The sequence below is a fragment of the Streptosporangium sp. NPDC020072 genome (assembly GCF_040631445.1).
In the GTDB taxonomy this organism is placed as follows: Bacteria; Actinomycetota; Actinomycetes; order Streptosporangiales; family Streptosporangiaceae; genus Streptosporangium.
On sequence record NZ_JBEYAB010000006.1, the window covers coordinates 192,332 to 210,898 of the forward strand.

The 18,567-nt window shown below is 74.2% G+C and carries 16 protein-coding genes and 1 riboswitch; of the genes, 8 read left to right on the plus strand and 8 right to left on the minus strand.

What is annotated here, in order from left to right; all coding sequences use genetic code 11:
- Positions 1-30: 30 nt before the first annotated feature.
- The 3 genes from hypF to ABZ470_RS15980 form a co-directional block, all read right to left on the minus strand.
- Complete coding sequence (gene hypF, locus ABZ470_RS15970; RefSeq protein WP_362911818.1) at positions 31-2,349, minus strand: carbamoyltransferase HypF; 2,319 nt, start codon at positions 2,347-2,349, stop codon at positions 31-33.
- 90 nt (positions 2,350-2,439) lie between these two features.
- A complete protein-coding gene (locus ABZ470_RS15975) occupies positions 2,440-3,522 on the minus strand; it encodes an LCP family protein (protein ID WP_362911819.1) in 1,083 nt (360 codons plus the stop codon).
- Positions 3,523-3,524: 2 nt separating this feature from the next.
- Positions 3,525-4,106, minus strand: a complete 582-nt coding sequence (locus ABZ470_RS15980) for a sigma-70 family RNA polymerase sigma factor (RefSeq protein ID WP_362911820.1) — start codon at positions 4,104-4,106, stop codon at positions 3,525-3,527.
- Positions 4,107-4,235: 129 nt separating this feature from the next.
- Here ABZ470_RS15980 and ABZ470_RS15985 point away from each other — a divergent pair, with 129 nt between their 5' ends.
- Positions 4,236-5,015 carry an SDR family oxidoreductase gene (locus ABZ470_RS15985; RefSeq protein ID WP_362911821.1) on the plus strand — a complete coding sequence of 260 codons (780 nt, stop codon included), beginning with the start codon at positions 4,236-4,238 and terminating at the stop codon, positions 5,013-5,015.
- An 8-nt stretch (positions 5,016-5,023) separates the two neighbouring features.
- Here the strand turns inward: ABZ470_RS15985 and ABZ470_RS15990 are convergent, their stop codons facing one another.
- Entirely contained in the window at positions 5,024-5,368 is a 345-nt protein-coding gene (locus tag ABZ470_RS15990) for a VOC family protein (protein WP_362911822.1), read from the minus strand.
- Positions 5,369-5,417: 49 nt separating this feature from the next.
- On the minus strand, positions 5,418-6,650 hold the full coding sequence (locus ABZ470_RS15995) for an MFS transporter (RefSeq protein ID WP_362911823.1): 1,233 nt from the start codon (positions 6,648-6,650) through the stop codon (positions 5,418-5,420).
- A gap of 288 nt (positions 6,651-6,938) precedes the next feature.
- Between ABZ470_RS15995 and ABZ470_RS16000 the strand changes: the two genes are divergently transcribed.
- The 6 genes from ABZ470_RS16000 (at position 6,939) to ABZ470_RS16025 (ending at position 11,202) form a co-directional block, all read left to right on the plus strand.
- On the plus strand, positions 6,939-7,337 hold the full coding sequence (locus ABZ470_RS16000; RefSeq protein WP_362911824.1) for a TIGR03618 family F420-dependent PPOX class oxidoreductase: 399 nt from the start codon (positions 6,939-6,941) through the stop codon (positions 7,335-7,337).
- A gap of 74 nt (positions 7,338-7,411) precedes the next feature.
- Entirely contained in the window at positions 7,412-7,984 is a 573-nt protein-coding gene (gene def / locus ABZ470_RS16005) for a peptide deformylase (protein WP_362911825.1), read from the plus strand.
- Positions 7,985-8,075: 91 nt separating this feature from the next.
- A complete protein-coding gene (locus ABZ470_RS16010) occupies positions 8,076-8,468 on the plus strand; it encodes a TIGR03618 family F420-dependent PPOX class oxidoreductase (protein ID WP_352016487.1) in 393 nt (130 codons plus the stop codon).
- Positions 8,461-9,699: a precorrin-6y C5,15-methyltransferase (decarboxylating) subunit CbiE gene (gene cbiE / locus ABZ470_RS16015; RefSeq protein WP_362784687.1), complete on the plus strand. Its 1,239-nt coding sequence runs from the start codon at positions 8,461-8,463 to the stop codon at positions 9,697-9,699. Before ABZ470_RS16010 ends, cbiE begins: the two co-directional genes overlap by 8 nt.
- Positions 9,696-10,439 carry a precorrin-4 C(11)-methyltransferase gene (gene cobM, locus ABZ470_RS16020; RefSeq protein WP_362911826.1) on the plus strand — a complete coding sequence of 248 codons (744 nt, stop codon included), beginning with the start codon at positions 9,696-9,698 and terminating at the stop codon, positions 10,437-10,439. Before cbiE ends, cobM begins: the two co-directional genes overlap by 4 nt.
- Positions 10,432-11,202, plus strand: coding sequence for a cobalt-precorrin-6A reductase (locus ABZ470_RS16025; RefSeq protein WP_352016484.1), 771 nt, complete (start codon positions 10,432-10,434; stop codon positions 11,200-11,202). The genes cobM and ABZ470_RS16025 overlap by 8 nt, the downstream gene beginning before the upstream one ends.
- Here ABZ470_RS16025 and ABZ470_RS16030 read toward each other — a convergent pair.
- The 3 genes from ABZ470_RS16030 to cobG are packed head-to-tail and all read right to left on the minus strand — an operon-like array spanning position 11,190 to position 14,631.
- Positions 11,190-12,716 (minus strand): precorrin-2 C(20)-methyltransferase, encoded by a 1,527-nt coding sequence (locus ABZ470_RS16030; RefSeq protein ID WP_362911827.1) that lies wholly within the window; start codon positions 12,714-12,716, stop codon positions 11,190-11,192. The genes ABZ470_RS16025 and ABZ470_RS16030 overlap by 13 nt on opposite strands.
- A complete protein-coding gene (locus ABZ470_RS16035) occupies positions 12,713-13,339 on the minus strand; it encodes a precorrin-8X methylmutase (RefSeq protein WP_352016482.1) in 627 nt (208 codons plus the stop codon). The genes ABZ470_RS16030 and ABZ470_RS16035 overlap by 4 nt, the downstream gene beginning before the upstream one ends.
- Positions 13,336-14,631 (minus strand): precorrin-3B synthase, encoded by a 1,296-nt coding sequence (cobG, locus tag ABZ470_RS16040; RefSeq protein ID WP_362911828.1) that lies wholly within the window; start codon positions 14,629-14,631, stop codon positions 13,336-13,338. The genes ABZ470_RS16035 and cobG overlap by 4 nt, the downstream gene beginning before the upstream one ends.
- Positions 14,632-14,642: 11 nt before the next feature.
- Positions 14,643-14,846, plus strand: a riboswitch (cobalamin riboswitch).
- Between the two features lie 116 nt (positions 14,847-14,962).
- Between cobG and cobN the strand changes: the two genes are divergently transcribed.
- Complete coding sequence (gene cobN / locus ABZ470_RS16045; RefSeq protein WP_362911829.1) at positions 14,963-18,556, plus strand: cobaltochelatase subunit CobN; 3,594 nt, start codon at positions 14,963-14,965, stop codon at positions 18,554-18,556.
- Positions 18,557-18,567: the final 11 nt, after the last annotated feature.

Genomic DNA, 18,567 nt, shown 5'->3' on the forward strand with positions numbered 1-18,567 from the left:
GGCCAGCGCCGGACGTCGCGGGCGCCCGGGTCAGTGCCGGACGTCGCGGGCGCCCGCGACGACGGCCTGGCCCAGGCTGACGCCGCCGTCGTTGGGCGGCACCCGCCCGTGCGTCAGCACGTGGAAGCCGTCCTCCTCCAGGAGGGCGGCGGCCCGCACGAGCAACAGCGCGTTCTGGAACACGCCCCCGGAGAGCGCGACCGTGGACGGCCCGCCCGCCCGCCTGACCCGGGCGCAGCCCTCGGCGACGATCCGCGCGACCGTGTTGTGGAACCTGGCGGAGACCACCCCGGTCTCCGTGCCCGCCCGGACGTCCTCGGCGACCGCCGCGACCAGGTCGGTCCCGTGGACGACGAAGGGGGCAGAACCCGTCAGGCGGAAGCCGTAACGGCCCGTCTCCGCCGGGTCGGCGAGCCGTTCCCACTCGATCGCCGCCTGCCCCTCGTAGCCGATGACGTCCCGGACGCCCGCGACCGAGGCCACCGCGTCGAACAGCCTGCCCGCGCTCGACGTCAGGGGGGCGTTCACCCCGCGCCTGCCGAGCGCCAGGACCCCCTCCCAGGCCTCGGCGTTGCGCCGTACGACGTCCAGGTCACCGGGTACGGCACCGCCGTATGCCGCGTCGAGGTAGGCGGCGGCCATCCGCCACGGCTGCCTGACCGCCGCCGCCCCGCCGGGCATCGGCACCGTGGCCAGATGACCCGCCCGCTCGAAGGAGACCAGGTCGGCCACCAGGAACTCCCCGCCCCACAGCGTCGCGTCCGGACCGTAGCCGAGCCCGTCGAAGGCCACCCCGATCACCGGCCCCGCGACCCCGTTGTCGGCCAGGCACGAGGCCACGTGCGCGTGATGGTGCTGCACCGCCACCGGGCGGGCCCCCGCGAGAGGCCCCTCAAGGGCGAGCGCGTACTTGGTCGACAGGTACTCCGGGTGCAGGTCGTGGGCCACCACCTCGGGGACGATGTCGAACAGCCGCAGGAAGTGGCCGACCCCCTCGGTGAAGGACCGGAACGTCTCGTAGTTCTCCAGGTCGCCGATGTGGTGGGAGACGAAGGCGTGGGCGCCCCTGGCCACGCAGAAGGTGTGCTTCAGCTCCGCGCCGCAGGCCAGCACGGGCCCGGGCAGGGCGCGGGCGAGCGGCAGCGGGCGCGGGGCGTACCCCCGGGAGCGCCGCAGCGGCAGCTCACGACCCCGCAGGACCCGCACGACCGAGTCGTCGGTACGCGTGTGGATCGGCCGGTCGTGGACGAGGAAGGCGTCGGCGACCCCGCCCAGGCGGGCCAGCGCGTCCTCGTCGCGGTAGGCGATCGGCTCGTCGGAGACGTTGCCGCTGGTGAGCACCATGGGCGCGTCCAGGCCGCGCAGCAGCAGGTGGTGCAGCGGGGTGTAGGGCAGCATCACCCCGAGCCACCGGTCCCCGGGCCTCTCACCGGAAGGGCCGCCGGAGGGGGCCACGGAGGGGGCGACGAGACGGGCGCTCTCCTCGCGCCCGCGCAGCAGCACGATCGGGCGCGCCCCCGAGATGAGCAACCGCTCCTCCGCCTCGTCCACCTCGCACAGCACCCGCGCCGCCGCCAGGTCGGCCACCATCACCGCGAAGGGCTTCTCCATCCGGTGCTTCCTGGAACGCAGCGCCGCGACGGCGGGCTCGCGGGAGGCGACGGCGGCCAGGTGGTAACCGCCAAGCCCCTTGACCGCGAGCACCCCGCCGCCGCGCAGCAGCCGTACGGCCTCCTCGACCGGGTCGCCCGGCAGCGGGCCGCCCGCGGGGCCGAGCAGCCGCAGCCGGGGGCCGCAGGCCGGGCAGCACACCGGCTGGGCGTGGAAGCGCCGGTCCGCCGGGTCGTGGTACTCCCGCGCGCAGTCCGCGCACATGGCGAAGCCCGCCATCGTGGTGTTCGGCCTGTCGTAGGGGACGTCCCGCACGATCGTGAACCGTGGCCCGCAGTTGGTGCAGTTGACGAAGGCGTAGCCGTACCGCCGGTCCGCCGGGTCGTCCATCTCGCGCAGGCAGTCGTCGCAGGTGGCCACGTCGGGGGAGACGAGCGTCCGCCGCGGCCCGCCCCCGGAGCTGCCCGCGATGGCGAAGCGCGTCTCACCCGTCGCCGTCGCGGGCCGCGCGCTGACCCGTTCGACCGTGGCCAGCGGCGGCGGGCTCGCGCTGAGCGCCGCGGTGAACTCCGCCACGAGGGCAGGGGCCCCCTCGACCTCGATGAACACCCCGCGTTCGTCGTTGCCGACCAGCCCGCCGAGGCCGAGCCGCACCGCCAGGCCGTACACGAAGGGGCGGAAGCCGACTCCCTGCACGACACCCTCGACCCTGATCACGGAACGCACACGGGTGATCACCCGATCATTGTCGGCCGGGCGCGCGGGAGGCCGCAACGAGGCGCGCCCCGCGCACCCGCCCCGGTACGGACTCCCGCACGGCCGTCCGGCTCACAGTGTGTCGTCGCGGACCTTCGCGAACAGGCGCGACGCGGCGGCGCGGTCCCAGTCGAGCCTCATGGGATCCACGGCGGACGGGCGGACGGGCACCGTGAGGAACTCGACGGAGCCGGGGGCCGTCCCGTCCAGGCTCCCGGCGATCGCCCGCAGCGTCGTCAGGTCGAGCCCGCGATCCGCCTTGACCCATTTCGCGGCCTCGCCGAGGAAGGCGGCGAGGCGGACGGGGTCCGACGTCAGGCCCGCGGCCTTGCGCGCCAGGGACTTCATGAACCGCTGCTGACGGCCGATCCGCTCAAGGTCGGAGCCGTCGCCCAGGCTGTAGCGCATCCGCACGTAGCCGAGCGCCTGGTCGCCGTTGAGCACCTGTCTGCCCTTGGGGAGCCGTACCTTCGCCTGCCGGTCCTCGACCGGGGCGGGCAGGGTGACCTCGATCCCTCCGATGGCGTCGACCATGCCCTTGAAGCCGGAGAAGTCCACCTCGACCGCGTGGTCGACGCGGACCCCGGTCAGGGTCTCGACCCGCTTCCAGAGGCAGGCCATGCCGCCTTCGGCGAAGGAGGCGTTGATCATTTCGATCCTCGCGGGAACGGTCCTGCCCGCCGGACTCGAACAGGGGGGAACCAGGACCATCGAGTCCCTGGGGATGCTGATGACGGAGACCCGCTCGCGGTCGGCGGACAGGTGCACCAGGAGCAGTGTGTCGGCGCGCGCGGCGTTCGCCCTGGGGTCCCCGACGTCCTCCCCGCGGCTCCTCCTGGCCCCCGCCTGGCCGTCGGTCCCGGCGACCAGCACGTTGATCGCCTCATTCGCCTTGACCGGGCGCGCCCCCACCGGGGAGGGCACCTCGTGGCCCCGCAGCAGCAGGTTCGGGACGACGAGCACGGCGGCGGTGGCCGCGGCGGCCAGGGCGAGCATCACCGCGCCGCGTGCACCGGGCCTGCGCGGCCATCGGCGTCCACGTCTCCCGCCGTCCAGGGCGCCGAGCAGGCGTCGCCGCTGGCCGTCGAGCGCGGCGGCGGACGGTTCGTGCTCCAGTTCGCCGCCGAGTGCGCGGAGCGTCGTCAGGTCGTCCATGGTCACTCCTCCTCGTGCATCGGGTTGGTCTCGCCGAGCGCCGCGCGTATCTTCCTGCGGGCCCTGTTCAGCCGGGAGCGCACGGTGCCGACCGGGACACCGAGGGAGCGGGCGGTCTCCTCGTACGACAGGTCGCCCCAGGCGATCAGCAACAGGACGTCACGGTCCCTGGGCGGCAGCCCCGCCAGCGCCTCCGCGAGCACGGGCCTGCAGGCCAGGGCGGTGACCTCGGCGGCCACCCGGTCGGCCGGGTTCTCGACCACGCCCTCCCCGGGGCTGCGCCGCAGCGCGCGGTACCTGGCGGCCTCGGTGCGGTGGTGCCTGGAGAGGAGTTTGGTCACGATGCCGAACAGCCAGGGACGGGCGTCGGCGTAGGCCAGGTCGTAGCGTCTCCTGCGGTCGAAGGCGACCAGGAACGTCTCACCGACCAGGTCCTCGGCCGTCTCGGGGCCGAGCCTGCGGGAGACGTACCGGTAGAGCATGCCGGCGTAGCGGTCGAACAGCGCGGCGAACGCCTCAGGACGTGTCCAGGACTCGCGTACCAGGTCGCGGTCACACGTGCCGGTCGTGGGCGGTGCGGTCATCGTCGGCACCATGGCATCGGGCCGGCCTTTCCGTAGGGGCAGGGGTCGGCGATGTCTCGCCACAACCCCCCGATCGGGTTCACGCCCCGCTCCCGGGCCTCGAAGCGGGACTCCTCTACAGTTCCGGCCATGACAACGCAGAAGTATCTGTCGGACCTGTTCTCACTGGACGGCAGGGTCGCCGTGGTGACCGGCGGGAGTTCCGGCATCGGCCGCTGCATCGCGGGGGCGCTGGCACGCGCCGGGGCGGCCGTCGTGGTCGTGGCGCGCAGGCCGGAGGAACTGGCCGCCACGACCGCCGAGCTTGAGGCCGACGGCTGCCGCGTCGCCTGGGTCAGCGCCGACCTGAGCACCCGCGAGGGCGTGCGCGCCGCGGCGGAGGAGGCGGTGAAGGCGTTCGGGGAGCCCGACATCCTCGTCAACAGCGCCGGGATCAACCAGCGTCCCCCCATGGGGGAGCTGGGCGAGGACGTGTGGGACGTCACCATGGCCGTCAACCTGGAGGCGCCCTACCTGCTGGGGCAGCGCTTCGGGCCGGGCATGGCGGAACGGGGGTTCGGCCGGATCATCCACATCAGCTCCCAGCAGGCGCACCGGGCCTTCGTGCAGAGCGGCGCCTACGGCGTCTCCAAGGGAGGGCTCGAATCGCTGTCACGCTCCCAGGCCGAGGCGTGGTCGCCGTACGGCGTCACCTGCAACACGCTCGTGCCCGGGTTCGTGATGACACCGCTCAACGCGCGGCTGTCGTCCGACCCCGAGCGGGTCGCCGCGCTGGCCGCGCGGACGATGATCGGCCGTAACGGCCTGGCGGAGGACTTCGCGGGCGCGGCGGTCTTCCTGGCGAGCCGCGCCTCGGCGTACGTCACCGGGCAGTCGATCTTCGTGGACGGCGGGCTCTCCGTCCACTGAGCGGGGCCTCAGGGGCCGACGAGGCAGAACTCGTTGCCCTCGGGGTCGAGCATCACCTGGAAGACGCCCGCCGCGTCGCGCACCGGCCCGCCGCAACGGCGGCCGCCGAGGCTCAGCGTGCCCTCCGCAGCCGCGACGACGTCCTCGACGGCGACGTCCAGGTGGAGCCGGTTCTTGCCCGCCTTGGCCTCGGGAACCCGCTGGAAGGCCATCCTGAGCCCGCCCGGGGGGTCGAGACTGGACCAGGCGGGGTCCCGGTGCACCGGGACCCCGCCGAGCAGACGGCTCCAGAACACGGCGAGCGTCTCGGGGCGGGCGCAGTCGACGACGAGCTGACTCTGACGGGCGGTCATCCGCCGATCGTACGGCCCGCCCGGGGCGGGCGGGCCGTACCCCGGGCCCCTATCCGGCGACGGCGGGGCCGGGGGCCTGGGCGTCCGCCCGGCCCAGGGGGCGCCAGGCGACGGCCAGGACGACGAGCATCGTCCCGGCAGCGATCCAGAACGGCGCCGTGATCCCCAGCGCGTGGGCGACGACGCCGCCGAGCAGCGAGCCGAGGGCGGCGCCGCTGACGTCGAGCAGCGCGTACGCGCTGGTGACCCGTCCGAGGAGGCCGCCGGGCACCGCCCGCTGGCGCAGCGTCACGACGATCACCCCCCACACCATCGCGTGTGTGCCGAAGACCACCAGGATGACCGCGGCCACCCACGGCCGCGTGGTCAGGGCGAGGACGAGATGGGTCGCCGCCTCGATGAGCAGCCCGGCGCGCAGCAGCGCGGTCGCGCCGAACCGCGACCACAACCGGCCCGCCGTCAGCGTGCCGAGCAGGCCGCCGGCGGCGAAGGCGGTCAGCAGCAGGCCGTACCCCACCTCCGACAGGCCCAGACGTTGCCGGGCGTACAGCACGAAGACCGCGAAGGCCCCGCAGAACATCAGGTTGCCCACCCCCATGCTCAGCGCCAGGGTCCGCAGTAACCGGTGCCGCCACAGCCGGCGCACCCCCTCGGAGATGTCGGCGCGCAGACCACCGCTCGGCCCGGGAGGGGCGGCGAGAGGCAGGGGCCGCATGGCGGACACCAGGGCGGCGGCCACCACGAAGGTCAGCGCGTCGAAACCGAACGGCAGCGCGGCCGAGACGGTGAACAGCCATCCGCCGAGCGGTTTGGCCGCGAACTGGTTGCCGACGGTGAAGGTGGCCATCAGCCGTGTGTTCGCCCCGGCCAGCAGCTCCGGCGCGACGACGGCGGGAAGCAGGGCGGCCGAGGCGGTGTCGGCGACGGTCTCCGCCGTGCCGAGCAGGAAGAAGACGACGTAGACGAGGGGAACGGTCAGCGCCCCCGCCGCGATGACGGCGCAGAGCGTCCCCAGGGCGAGGGCGCGGACCAGGTTGACGGCGACGATCAGCCGCCGCCGGTCGAGCCGGTCCACATAGGCGCCGCTGACCAGGGAGAACAGCACCCACGGGAGCTGCTGGGCCAGGACGGCGCCCGCGACGAGGACGGGGTCGTCGCTCAGTGAGGCGACAAGGAGGGGACCGGCCGTCAGGGTGACCCCGTCGCCGACGTTGGAGACGGCGGAGGCGGTCCAGAGTTTGCCGAAGTCCGCGCCGAGACGCGCGGACGTGCGAGCACGCAAAAGAGCTCCTCGGAAGGAAGGAACGATCGGGGAAAAGGTGATCGTTCCGGGGCGAGGAGCACGGACCGCCGCGACCGGGACCGCGCGCGGGCGGCCTCAGGTCAGGGCGACGGGACGGGTCCCCGCGCCGGAACCTGGAAGGCGGCCTCGTCGAAGCTCATGCGGAACCTCCGTCGTGTGGGCGGTCTCTGGGCGGATGTTACCTCTCGGCGGGGGGCGGTGGAATTGATCGATTACCCGTGATGTTCGATGGGTCGACAGGCACATCACGCGACTGCGGAGGTTCCCGTGGGAAAGCTGAACGACGACGCCAAGGCACTGCTCAGCCAGCCCATTCACGGCTGGGTGACCACCCTGCGCCCTGACGGCTCGCTGCACAGCACCGTCGTCTGGGTGGACGTCGACGGAGACGACGTCATCTTCAACACCGCCGTCGGCCGCGCCAAGGAGCGCCACCTGCGCGACAACCCGCAGGTCTCGGTGAGCGTGCTCGACCCGAAGGACGCCTTCCACCTGGTGAGCGTCTCCGGTGTCGCCCAGTTCGAGCTCGACGGCGCCGACGAGGTCATCGACGGCCTGGCCAACAAGTACCTCGGGGTGGAGACCTACCCCTACCGCCAGCCGGGCGAGCAGCGCGTCACCGTCAGGATCAGGCCCGAGCAGGTCGTCTACAGCGGGGGCAGCTGACGCCCGTCACGGGGAGCGCGCGGCCGTCGGTAGTCTGCTGCGAACCACACACCGCGACCCTGGAGGCATGACGGATGGAAGCAAGCGGCGAGGGCACGGCGAGGCAGATCACGTTCGTGGGTGAGCCGGTGCTGCACCGCCCGTGCCAGGACGTGACCGGCTTCGACGAGGAGCTGGCCGCGCTCGTGGCCGACATGTTCGCCAGCATGTACGCCGCAGAGGGAGTCGGCCTGGCCGCCAACCAGATCGGCGTGCCGCTGCGGGTGTTCGTCTACGACTGCCCGGACGAGACCGAGGAGTACCGCAAGGGCGTCGTGGTCAACCCGACCCTGGTGCTGCCCGGTCACGGTGAGCGGAACCTGGACGACTACGACGAGGGCTGCCTGTCCGTTCCCGGGCAGCGGGCCAGCCTGGCCAGGCCGGACCGGGCGGTGGTGCACGGGTTCGACGTCACCGGCGCCCCGATCACGGTCGAGGGCACCGGCCTGCTCGCCCGCTGCCTGCAGCACGAGACCGACCACCTGGACGGCATGCTGTACATCGACCGGCTCCCCGCCGAGCGTCGTCAGCAGCTCCTCGCGGCCTACGAGGCGTCCAAGGAGACGGCCGACGAGACGGCGGGGGAGCAGGCGTCCGCGGCGGAGTGAGCCCCGGGCCCGGTGGAGCCGGTCCTCCGCCGGGCCGGCCTCCCGGCTAGCATGTCGCCCCGTAGACAGCAGCCATGGGGAGGGACAGCCGGTGTTGACGGATCGCGAGGACGGTTTCCACGCCTTCTGGCGGGAGTACCACCTGTGCACGCTGACCACGCTGCGGGCCGACGGCACGCCGCACGTCATCCCGGTCGGCGTGACGCTGGACGCCGAGGCCGGGATCGCCCGGGTGATCACCTCGGACGGCTCGCGCAAGGTCCGCCACATCGAGGCCGCCGGGGACGGCGGCGCGCGCGTCGCCGTCTGCCAGGTCGACGGCGGGCGCTGGTCGACGCTGGAGGGCAGCGCGGTCATCCGCAGGGACCCCGGCTCGATCGCCGAGGGCGTGCGCCGCTACGCCGAGCGCTACCGGCAGCCCAGGGAGAACCCCTCCCGCGTCGTGATCGAGATCCGCGTCACCCGAGTTCTCGGAAATGTCTGACCGGATAACCGTCGTCGGCGTCGGAGCCGACGGCTGGGCCGGTCTGTCCCCGGAGGCACGCGAGGAGCTGCTCGCCGCCGAGGTGCTGATGGGCAGCGCCAGGCAACTCGCCCTGATCCCCGCCGGTACGGCCGAGCGCGTCACCTGGCCGTCGCCGCTGCTGCCCGCGCTGCCCGGCCTGATCGAGGCCGGTCGCGGGCGCGCGGTGTGCGTGCTGGCCAGCGGCGACCCCATGTTCCACGGCATCGGCACGACGCTGGTGCGGCTGCTCGGCGCCGGACGGGTCAGGGTGCTGCCGTCCCCCTCCTCGGTCTCGCTGGCCTGCGCCAGGCTCGGCTGGGCCGCCGACCGCGTCGAGGTGGTCAGCCTCGTGAGGCGTCCCGCCGAGGCCGTGCACACCGCCGTCCACGACGGGCGCAGGGTGCTCGTCCTCAGCGCCGACGGCCGCACCCCGGCCCGGGTCGCCGCGCTGCTCACCGCCCGTGGCTACGGCGCGAGCCCGATGACCGTCCTGGAACGGCTCGGCGGTGAGGCCGAACGCCTGGTCTCCGGTACGGCGGGCGGCTGGTCCCTGACCGAGGCCGACGACCTCAACGTCGTGGCCGTCGAGTGCGTGGCCGCGCCGGGGACCGTCCCGTTGCCGGTCCTGCCCGGCCTGCCCGACGAGGCGTTCGAGCACGACGGCCAGCTCACCAAGCGCGAGGTGCGGGCGGTCACCATGTCCCGGCTCGCGCCCGTCCCCGGCGAACTGCTGTGGGACGTCGGCGCCGGGGCGGGCAGCCTCGCGATCGAGTGGATGCGCGCCCACCCGGAGAACCGGGCGATCGCCGTCGAGAGGGACGGCGACCGGGCCGGGCGGCTCACCCGCAACGCCTTCGCCCTCGGCGTGCCCGGCCTGAACGTGGTGACCGGCGCCGCCCCCGGCGCGCTCGGCGGGCTCACGGCCCCGGACGCCGTCTTCGTCGGCGGCGCGGTGAGCGTCCCCGGCGTGATCGAGGCCTGCTGGCGGGCGCTGCGGCCCGGCGGCAGGCTGGTGGCCAACGCGGTGACCGTCGAGTCGGAGACCACGGTCGCCGCCTGGCACGCCAGGATCGGCGGCTCCCACAGCGAGATGGTCAGGCTCGCGGTCAGCAGGGCCGCCCCGGTCGGTGGTTTCACCGGCTGGCGGCCCATGATGCCGGTGACGATCTGGACGGCGGTCAAACCCGCCGGGACACAGGAGGAACGGTGACGGTGCGGTTCGTCGGGGCGGGGCCGGGGGCCGCCGACCTCATCACCCTGCGGGGACAGCGGGTGATCGCCTCCTCACCGGTGTGCCTGTACGCGGGCTCCCTGGTCCCGGAGGCCCTGCTGGAGTGCTGCCCGCCGGGCGCGCGCCTCGTCGACACCGCGAGGATGGCCCTCGACGAGATCGTGGCCGAGATGCTCGCCGCCCACGAGGCGGGGCACGACGTGGCCAGGCTGCACTCGGGGGACCCCTCGGTCTACAGCGCGATGGCCGAGCAGATGCGGCGCCTGGACGCCGCGGGCGTGCCGTACGAGGTGGTTCCCGGGGTGCCCGCCTTCGCCGCCGCGGCGGCCTCGCTGAAGCGGGAGCTGACCGTGCCCGGCGTCGGCCAGACGGTGGTGCTCACCCGCACCTCGGCGCGGGCGACCCCCATGCCGGAGGGGGAGGACCTGGACACCCTCGGCAGGTCGGGGGCGACGATGGTCCTGCACCTGGCCGTGCAGCGCGCCGAGGAGGTCGTGGCGGAGCTGGTCCCCAGGTACGGCCTCGACTGCCCGGTGGCCGTGGTGGCCAGGGCCAGCAGGGACGACGAGGTGATCCTGCGCGGCACGCTCGCCGACATCGCCGGGCAGGTCCGCGCCGCGGGCGTCGTGCGCACCGCGGTGATCGTGGTCGGCAGGGTGCTGACCGCCTCGGAGTTCCCCGACAGCCACCTGTACTCCGCGGCCCGCTGCCGTGACTGACCCGGGCACGCTGAACGTCCTGGTGCTCGGCGGCACCGACGAGGCGAGAAGACTGGCCGCCGCGCTCGCCGACCGGCCGGGGACACGTGTGATCTCCTCCCTGGCCGGGCGGGTCCGCGACCCCAGGCTGCCGGTCGGGGAGGTGCGCGAGGGCGGCTTCGGCGGACCCGCCGGACTCAGGGCCTGGATCGAGGAGAACGGGATCGGCGTCGTCGTCGACGCCACCCACCCCTTCGCCGCCAGGATGACCGCGTCCGCGGCCGAGGCGGCGGGCCTGGCCGGGGTGCCGCTGCTGATCCTGCGGCGGCCCGGCTGGCGGCAGGGGCCGGGAGACGACTGGCGCTGGACGCCCTCCCTTGAGGCCGCCGCCGAGTCGCTGCCCGGTCTGGGCCGCCGGGTCTTCCTGACCACGGGCCGGCGCAGCCTGCCGGTCTTCGCGGGCCTGGACGACCTGTGGTTCCTGGCCCGTTCCGTCGACCCGCCCCAGCCGCCGCTGCCGCGCAACCTCCAGGTGCTGCTCAGCCGGGGGCCGTTCACCGTCGAGGGGGAACTCGACCTCATGCGGGACAACCGCGTCGAGGTGGTGGTCACCAAGGACAGCGGCGGCCGGATGACGACCGCCAAACTGTTCGCCGCCCGCGAGCTCGGGCTGCCCGTCGTCGTCGTGCGCCGCCCCGCCGTACCCGGCGGGGTCCCGGCGGCCGAGACGGTCGAACAGGCCACGGCGTGGCTGGACGCCGTGGCGGGCGGTCAGGCGGGATAGCGGCGGGGGGTGAAGACCACCCGCCTCCCGTCCTTCCTTTCGGCGACCCTGGTGGTCGAGGAGCCGACCAGCAGCAGGCAGCGCATGTCGACCGTGGCCGGGTCGAGGTCGCCGAGGGTGGTGACGGTCAGGTTCTCCCCGGCGCCGCCGACGTCACGGCCGACGACCACGGGCGTGTCCGGCGAGCGGTGTTCGAGCAGCAGGTCCCTGGCCGCCGCGACCTGCCAGGTGCGGCTCCTGGAGGCCGGGTTGTAGATCGCCAGGACCAGGTCGGCCCGCGCGGCGGCGCTGATCCTGTCCGCGACGACCTCCCACGGCTTGAGCAGGTCGGACAGCGACAGCACGCAGTAGTCGTGGCCGAGCGGCGCCCCGACCCGGCTGGCCACCGCGTGCGCCGCGGTCAGGCCGGGCAGCACCCGCACCGCAACGTCGGCGAACCGCGGCTCGCAGGAGACCTCAAGCACCGCGCTGGCCATCGCGAACACCCCGGGGTCGCCGGAGGAGACCACCGCGACCCGCGCCCCGGCCGCGGCCAGTTCGAGGGCGTGCGCCGCCCGTTCGGCCTCCACCCGGTTGTCCGTCGGGTGACGGCGCTGGCGCGGGTTCGGCGGGACGCGGTCCAGGTAGGGGCCGTACCCGACGAGGTCGTCGGCGGCGGCCAGCGCCTCCTGAGCCTCCGGTGTCAGCCAGGGCCGCCCGGCGGGCCCGAGCCCGACCACGACGACCTCGCCGCCCTGGACGCGCTCCGGGGCCCGGCTCTCACCGTGGGTGCCGGGAAGGCCGGAGTTGACCGGGCTCGGCACCAGCGCCAGCGAGAAGTACGGCACACTGTCCGGGTCCACCTCGGCGAGCGGGGCCAGGCGCTGCGCGCCGGTGGTCGCGCGCTCCACGTACCACGCCTCGTCGAGACGGCCCGCCTCGGCCAGCGCGTCGCGAACCTTGGTGAAGGTACGGCCGAGCTTGAGGATCGCCGCGGAGTCGGTCGCGGCCAGGCGTTCGGCGATGACCTCGGCGGGCAACGTGCCGGGAAGCACCGTCAGGACCTCGTCCCGCTCGACCAGCGGCCTGCCGAGCACGGCCGCGGCGCCGCTCACCGACGTCACCCCGGGCACGACCTCGGTGACGTAGCGGTGGGCCAGCCGCTTGTGCATGTGCATGTAGGAGCCGTAGAAGAGCGGGTCGCCCTCGCACAGCACGACCACGTCGCGGCCCGCGTCCAGGTGGGCGGCCAGCCGCAGCGCGCAGTCGGCGTAGAAGTCGTCGATGGCGCCCTGGTAGCCGCCGGGGTGGTCGGTGGTCTCCGTGGTGAGCGGGTAGATCAGCGCCTCCTCGATCTGCCCCTCCCGCAGGTACGGCGCCGCCACCGAGCGGGCGATGCTCCTGCCGTGGCGGGCGCTGTGGTAGGCGATGACGTCCGCCTCCCCGATGAGCCTGGCCGCCTTGACGGTCACCAGTTCCGGGTCTCCCGGGCCGAGCCCGACGCCCCTGAGCCGTCCCGCTGACGTGTCGTTCACTCGACCTCACTCGCGATCGCGTTGACCGCGGCGGCGGCCATCGCACTCCCACCCCGGCGCCCGTGCACGACCAGGTACTCCAGACCCGCCGGATGCCCGGCGAGCGCCTGCTTCGACTCGGCGGCGCCGATGAAACCCACCGGCACGCCGAGCACGGCGGCGGGCCGTCCCGCCCCCTCCTCGACCATCTCCAGCAGCCTGAACAGCGCGGTCGGCGCGTTGCCGATCGCGACGACCGCCCCTTCGAGACGGTCGCGCCACAGTTCGAGGGCGGCCGCGCTGCGGGTGGTGCCGAGCCGTACGGCCAGCTCGGGCACGCCGGGCTCACCCAGCGTGCAGAGCACCTCGTTGCCCGCGGGCAGGCGGCGCCGGGTCACCCCCGAGGCGACCATCATCGCGTCGCACAGCACGGGCGCCCCCGCGCGCAGGGCCGCCCTGGCCGAGGCGACCACGCCCGGCGACCAGCCGAGGTCGGCGACCAGGTCCACCATCCCGCAGGCGTGGATCATGCGGACCGCCACCTGGGCGACGTCCGGCGGCAGGCCGTCCAGGTCGCTCTCGGCGCGGATGGTGGCGAAGGAACGCCGGTAGATCTCCGCGCCGTCCCGGACGTAGTCGGTCACGTTTCCCCTCTCAGAGCCGCCACGGCGGCCGTGGTCTCCTTGATGTCCGCGCAGTTCAGGCCGCTTTCCGGGCCACTGTTCAAGCCGCTGTCCTCCAGGAGGACCCGGTAGCCGGTCGTGGTCGCGACCACGTCGACGGCCCGTCCTCGCGGGCGGCCGCAACGTCGTTCGCAGCCCGCCCAGTGCACCGGGAGCGTACCGGGGCGGGCGGGGACGGCCGAGGGCGGGTCGCTCTCGGCCGCGATCCAGCGGGCGGCGTCGGCCCGCACGTCGGCCAGTGACTTCGCGCAGCCGGGCCGTCCCGCGCAGGCCGTCACGCCCGTCCACGGCGAGGCCGGGTCGAGGACCAGCCCGGCGGCGACGAGCCGCCCGGCGACCTCGGAGAGAGCGGCCGGGGACAGGCCGGGCAGGACGACGCCGCGCCACGGCGTCAGCCGTACCTCCTCGACGGCCAGGTCGGCCAGCAGGGCGGCCTGGGCGGAGGTCAGCCGCCCCAGCGGCACCGTGACGCCGAGCGTGTTCAGGCCTGAGGGCTGTTCGACGGTCCCGGCGGGACCGTGGGAGGGCGCCGGGACGGGGGCCCGCCGTACGGGGGCGGAGGTCGTCTCCAGGGTGGCCGCGACCCGGGCGGCGACGCGCTCCGCGCAGCCGGGCAGTTCGCCGATCCGCCACACACGGCCCTCCCGCACCCCGGGCTCGGCCAGGAACGCCTCGGCGGCGGTCAGCAGCGCGGCGACCGCCGACCCCGGCGGCATCCGCAGGCCGCTGTCGGTCTCGGCCAGCAGCAACGCCACCTCGCCGGGGCCGGTCGGCAGGATCGCGGCGTCCGCCCCGAGCCAGGCCACGTCGCCCCGGCCGTCGTCGAGCGCGAACAGGAACCGCCCCGGCAGGCCGGCGAGCGCGGGCGTGCCGCACAGGCGCAGGTCGAGCTCACGGGTCAGCGGTCCCACGTCGAGAATCCCCCGGCCGTCGAGGCCGCTCAGCGGTGAGGCCAGGACGTTGCGGACCCGTTCGTGGGTGGCCGAAGGCAGCAGCCCCGCCTGTGCCATGCGGGCCGCGAAATCGTCCCCGGCGCCCAGTCCGCGCACCTGGACGTTCGCCCGGGAGGTCAGCTCGACGACGCCGTTGCCGCAGGTCTCGGCGGCCGAGGCCAGCTCGCGCAGCTGCGGGGCCGTCAGGCGCCCTCCGGGCACCCTGACGCGCGCCAGGCCGCCGTCGGCCGCGGAATGCACCTGGAGCGCCCCCGGGCACGCGTCGGGATGAGATCGTCCGGAGAAGTGACCTTTTGACACGCTGAGGATGGTAACTCCAGTTTCTTGCGGGGACCTCGCTGCCGTAGTCTCATCGTTGGCGACGGCAAAAGGGAGGAAGCCGGTGTGAATCCGGCGCGGTCCCGCCACTGTAACCGGGGAGCGAACCCCATCCAGCCACGGTCCGGCAACGGGCGGGAAGGCCGGGGGGAGCATCGATCCGGGAGCCAGGAGACTCCAGCCGTCGTAGCCGACGACGACCCGGGGCGAGGACCCCGAGGGAGGAAAGCCCTGTGCGCTGTTCGCCGTTCCCCAGCCGCAAGCCCGCACCGCCGTTCACGGCCGCGCCGCTCCCCGCCGGGGAGCGTGGCGAATGATCCTCCTGCTCTCCACCTCCGACACCGACCTGCTCAGCGCCCGCGCCAGCGGCGCGGACTACCGGCTCGGCAATCCCGCCAGGCTCACCGCGGGGGACCTGCCTCCCCTCGTCGAGGGCGCCGACCTGGTCGTCGTACGGCTGCTCGGCGGGCGCCGCGCCTGGGAGGAGGGCCTGGACGCCCTGCTCGCCGGGCCGCTGCCCGTCGTCGTGCTCGGCGGCGAGCAGGCGCCGGACGCCGAGCTGATGGAACTGTCGACCGTGCCCGGCGGGGTCTGCGCCGAGGCGCACGCCTACCTCGCCCATGGCGGGGCCGCCAACCTCGCCGAACTGGGCCGCTTCCTGTCGGACACGCTGCTGCTGACCGGCCACGGCTTCGCCCCGCCCGCCCCGACGCCCGCCTGGGGCGTGCTCGAACGCCGGGCGCGCCGCGAGGAGGGCCCGGTCGTCGGCGTGCTCTACTACCGCGCCCACCACGTCGCGGGCAACACCGCCTTCGTCGAGACGCTCTGCGCCGCGATCGAGGACGCGGGCGCCCGCGCGCTGCCCGTCTACTGCGCCTCCCTGCGCAGCGCCGAGCAGGGCCTGCTCGACACCCTGGGCACGGTCGACGCCCTGGTGGTGACCGTGCTGGCCGCGGGCGGCACCCGCCCGGCCACCGCGTCCGCGGGCGGCGACGACGAGGCCTGGGACGTCGGCGCGCTCGCCGAACTCGACGTGCCGATCCTGCAGGGCCTGTGCCTGACCGGCGGCAGGGCCGCCTGGGAGGCCAACGACGACGGCCTCTCCCCGCTCGACGCGGCGACCCAGGTGGCGATCCCCGAGTTCGACGGGCGGATCATCACGGTGCCGTTCTCCTTCAAGGAGATCGACGGGGACGGCCTGACCGTCTACGTCGCCGACCCCGAGCGGGCCTCCCGCGTGGCGGGCATCGCCGTACGGCACGCCGTCCTGCGGCACGTCCCGCCCGCCGAGCGGCGGATCGTGCTGATGCTGTCGGCCTACCCGACCAAGCACTCCAGGATCGGCAACGCCGTCGGCCTCGACACCCCGGCGAGCCTGGTGCGGCTGCTTGCCGCGATGCGCGAGCACGGCTACGACATCGGCGCCGAGGACGAACTGCCCGGCGTCACCGGGCAGGACGGCGACGCGCTGATCCACGCCCTCATCGCCGCCGGAGGCCAGGACCCCGACTGGCTCACCGAGGAACGGCTCGCGGGCAACCCGGTGCGGATCAAGGCCTCCCGGTACGCCGCGTGGTTCGCCACGCTGCCCGAGGACCTGCGGACCTCGGTCGAGGAGCACTGGGGACCCCCGCCCGGCGAACTGTTCGTCGACACCTCCGCCGACCCGGACGGTGAGATCGTGCTGGCCGCGCTGCGCGCGGGCAACGTCGTCGTCATGGTGCAGCCGCCCCGGGGGTTCGGCGAGAACCCCATCGCCATCTACCACGACCCCGACCTGCCGCCCAGCCACCACTACCTGGCCGCCTACCGCTGGCTGTCCGACGGCTTCGGCGCGCACGCCGTGGTGCACGTCGGCAAGCACGGCAACCTGGAGTGGCTGCCCGGCAAGTCGGCGGGCCTGTCGGCCTCCTGCGGCCCCGACGCCGCCCTCGGGGACCTGCCGCTGATCTACCCGTTCCTGGTCAACGACCCCGGCGAGGGCACCCAGGCCAAGCGCCGCGCCCACGCCACGCTGGTCGACCACCTCGTCCCGCCGATGGCCCGCGCCGACACCTACGGCGACATGGCCAGGCTTGAGCAGCTCCTCGACGAGCACGCCTCCATCGCCGCGATGGACCCGGCCAAGCTGCCCGCGATCCGGGCGCAGATCTGGACGCTGATCCAGGCCGCCAGGCTCGACCACGACCTCGGCATCGAGGACCGTCCGCACGACGCCGAGTTCGACGACTTCCTGCTGCACGTGGACGGCTGGCTGTGCGAGGTCAAGGACGTCCAGATCCGCGACGGCCTGCACGTGCTCGGCGCGGCCCCGCAGGGCGCCGTCCGCGTCGACCTGGTGCTGGCCATCCTGCGCGCCCGCCAGATGTGGGCGGGCGGCATGGCACTGCCCGGCCTGCGCGAGGCGCTCGGCCTGCGTGAGGACGGCACCGCCGGGCGCCTGGGCGTCGACGAGGCGGAGGCCGAGGCCAGGTCACTGGTCGAGGCGATGGAGGAACGCGGCTGGGACCCGGCCGCCGCGGCCGAGGCCGCCGCGTCCGTGACGGGCGGCGACCGGGAGCAGGTCGGGCGTGTCCTGCGGTTCGCGGCCGAGGAGGTCGTCCCCAGGCTGGCGCGCACCGTGGACGAGATCGGCGCGATCCTGCACGCCCTCGACGGCGGCTACGTCCCGGCGGGACCGAGCGGGTCGCCGCTGCGCGGGCTGGTCAACGTGCTGCCGACCGGCCGTAACTTCTACTCGGTCGACCCGAAGGCCGTGCCGAGCAGGCTGGCCTGGGAGACCGGGCAGGCGATGGCCGAATCACTCCTCGAACGCTACCGCTCCGAGCACGGCGACTGGCCGCGCTCGGTCGGCCTGTCGGTGTGGGGCACCAGCGCCATGCGCACCGCAGGGGACGACGTGGCCGAGGTGCTGGCGCTGCTGGGCGTGCGCCCGGTGTGGGACGAGGCGTCGCGGCGGGTCACCGGCCTTGAGGCGATCCCCGCCGGGGAACTGGGCAGGCCCAGGATCGACGTGACCGTCCGCATCAGCGGCTTCTTCAGGGACGCCTTCCCGCACGTGGTCGCCCTGCTCGACGACGCCGTACGGCTGGCCGCCGGGCTGGACGAACCGGACGAGGACAACTACGTCAGGGCGCACGTGCTGGCCGACACCCGTGAGCACGGCGACGAGCGCAGGGCGACCATGCGCATCTTCGGCTCCCGTCCCGGGGCGTACGGCGCCGGGCTGCTGCCGCTGATCGACAGCCGCAACTGGCGCGACGACGCCGACCTGGCCGAGGTGTACGCCGTGTGGGGCGGCTTCGCCTACGGAAGAGGCGTCGAGGGGGTCCCGGCCAGGCAGGACATGGAGGCCGCCTACCGGCGGATCGCGGTCGCGGCCAAGAACGTCGACACCCGCGAGCACGACATCGCCGACTCCGACGACTACTTCCAGTACCACGGCGGCATGGTCGCCACCGTCAGGGCGCTCACCGGCAGGGCACCCGCCGCCTACGTCGGCGACAGCACCCGCCCCGACGCGGTCCGCACCAGGACCCTGTCCGAGGAGACCTCCAGGATCTTCCGCGCCCGGGTGGTCAACCCGCGCTGGCTGGCCGCCATGCGCAGGCACGGCTACAAGGGCGCCTTCGAGCTGGCCGCGACCGTCGACTACCTGTTCGGCTACGACGCCACCACCGGGGTCGTGGCCGACTGGATGTACGACAAGCTCGCCGCGACCTACGTGCTCGACCCGGAGAACCAGGCGTTCCTGTCCGAGTCCAACCCGTGGGCGTTGCACGGCATCGCCGAACGCCTGCTTGAGGCAGCGGGCCGGGGTATGTGGGAACACCCCGACCCGGACGTCCTGCGCGAGCTGCGGGAGGTCTACCTCACATCGGAGGGGGACCTGGAGGACGGCGCCTGACCGGTCCCCTC

Excerpts from the sequence above, each read along its gene's own strand:
- ABZ470_RS15975 (WP_362911819.1), bottom strand. The coding sequence starts at position 3,522 with ATGGACGACCTGACGACGCTCCGCGCACTCGGCGGCGAACTGGAGCAC.
- ABZ470_RS15980 (WP_362911820.1), bottom strand. The coding sequence starts at position 4,106 with ATGACCGCACCGCCCACGACCGGCACGTGTGACCGCGACCTGGTACGC.
- ABZ470_RS15985 (WP_362911821.1), top strand. The coding sequence starts at position 4,236 with ATGACAACGCAGAAGTATCTGTCGGACCTGTTCTCACTGGACGGCAGG.
- ABZ470_RS15990 (WP_362911822.1), bottom strand. The coding sequence starts at position 5,368 with ATGACCGCCCGTCAGAGTCAGCTCGTCGTCGACTGCGCCCGCCCCGAG.
- def (WP_362911825.1), top strand. The coding sequence starts at position 7,412 with ATGGAAGCAAGCGGCGAGGGCACGGCGAGGCAGATCACGTTCGTGGGT.
- cbiE (WP_362784687.1), top strand. The coding sequence starts at position 8,461 with ATGTCTGACCGGATAACCGTCGTCGGCGTCGGAGCCGACGGCTGGGCC.
- cobN (WP_362911829.1), top strand. The coding sequence starts at position 14,963 with ATGATCCTCCTGCTCTCCACCTCCGACACCGACCTGCTCAGCGCCCGC.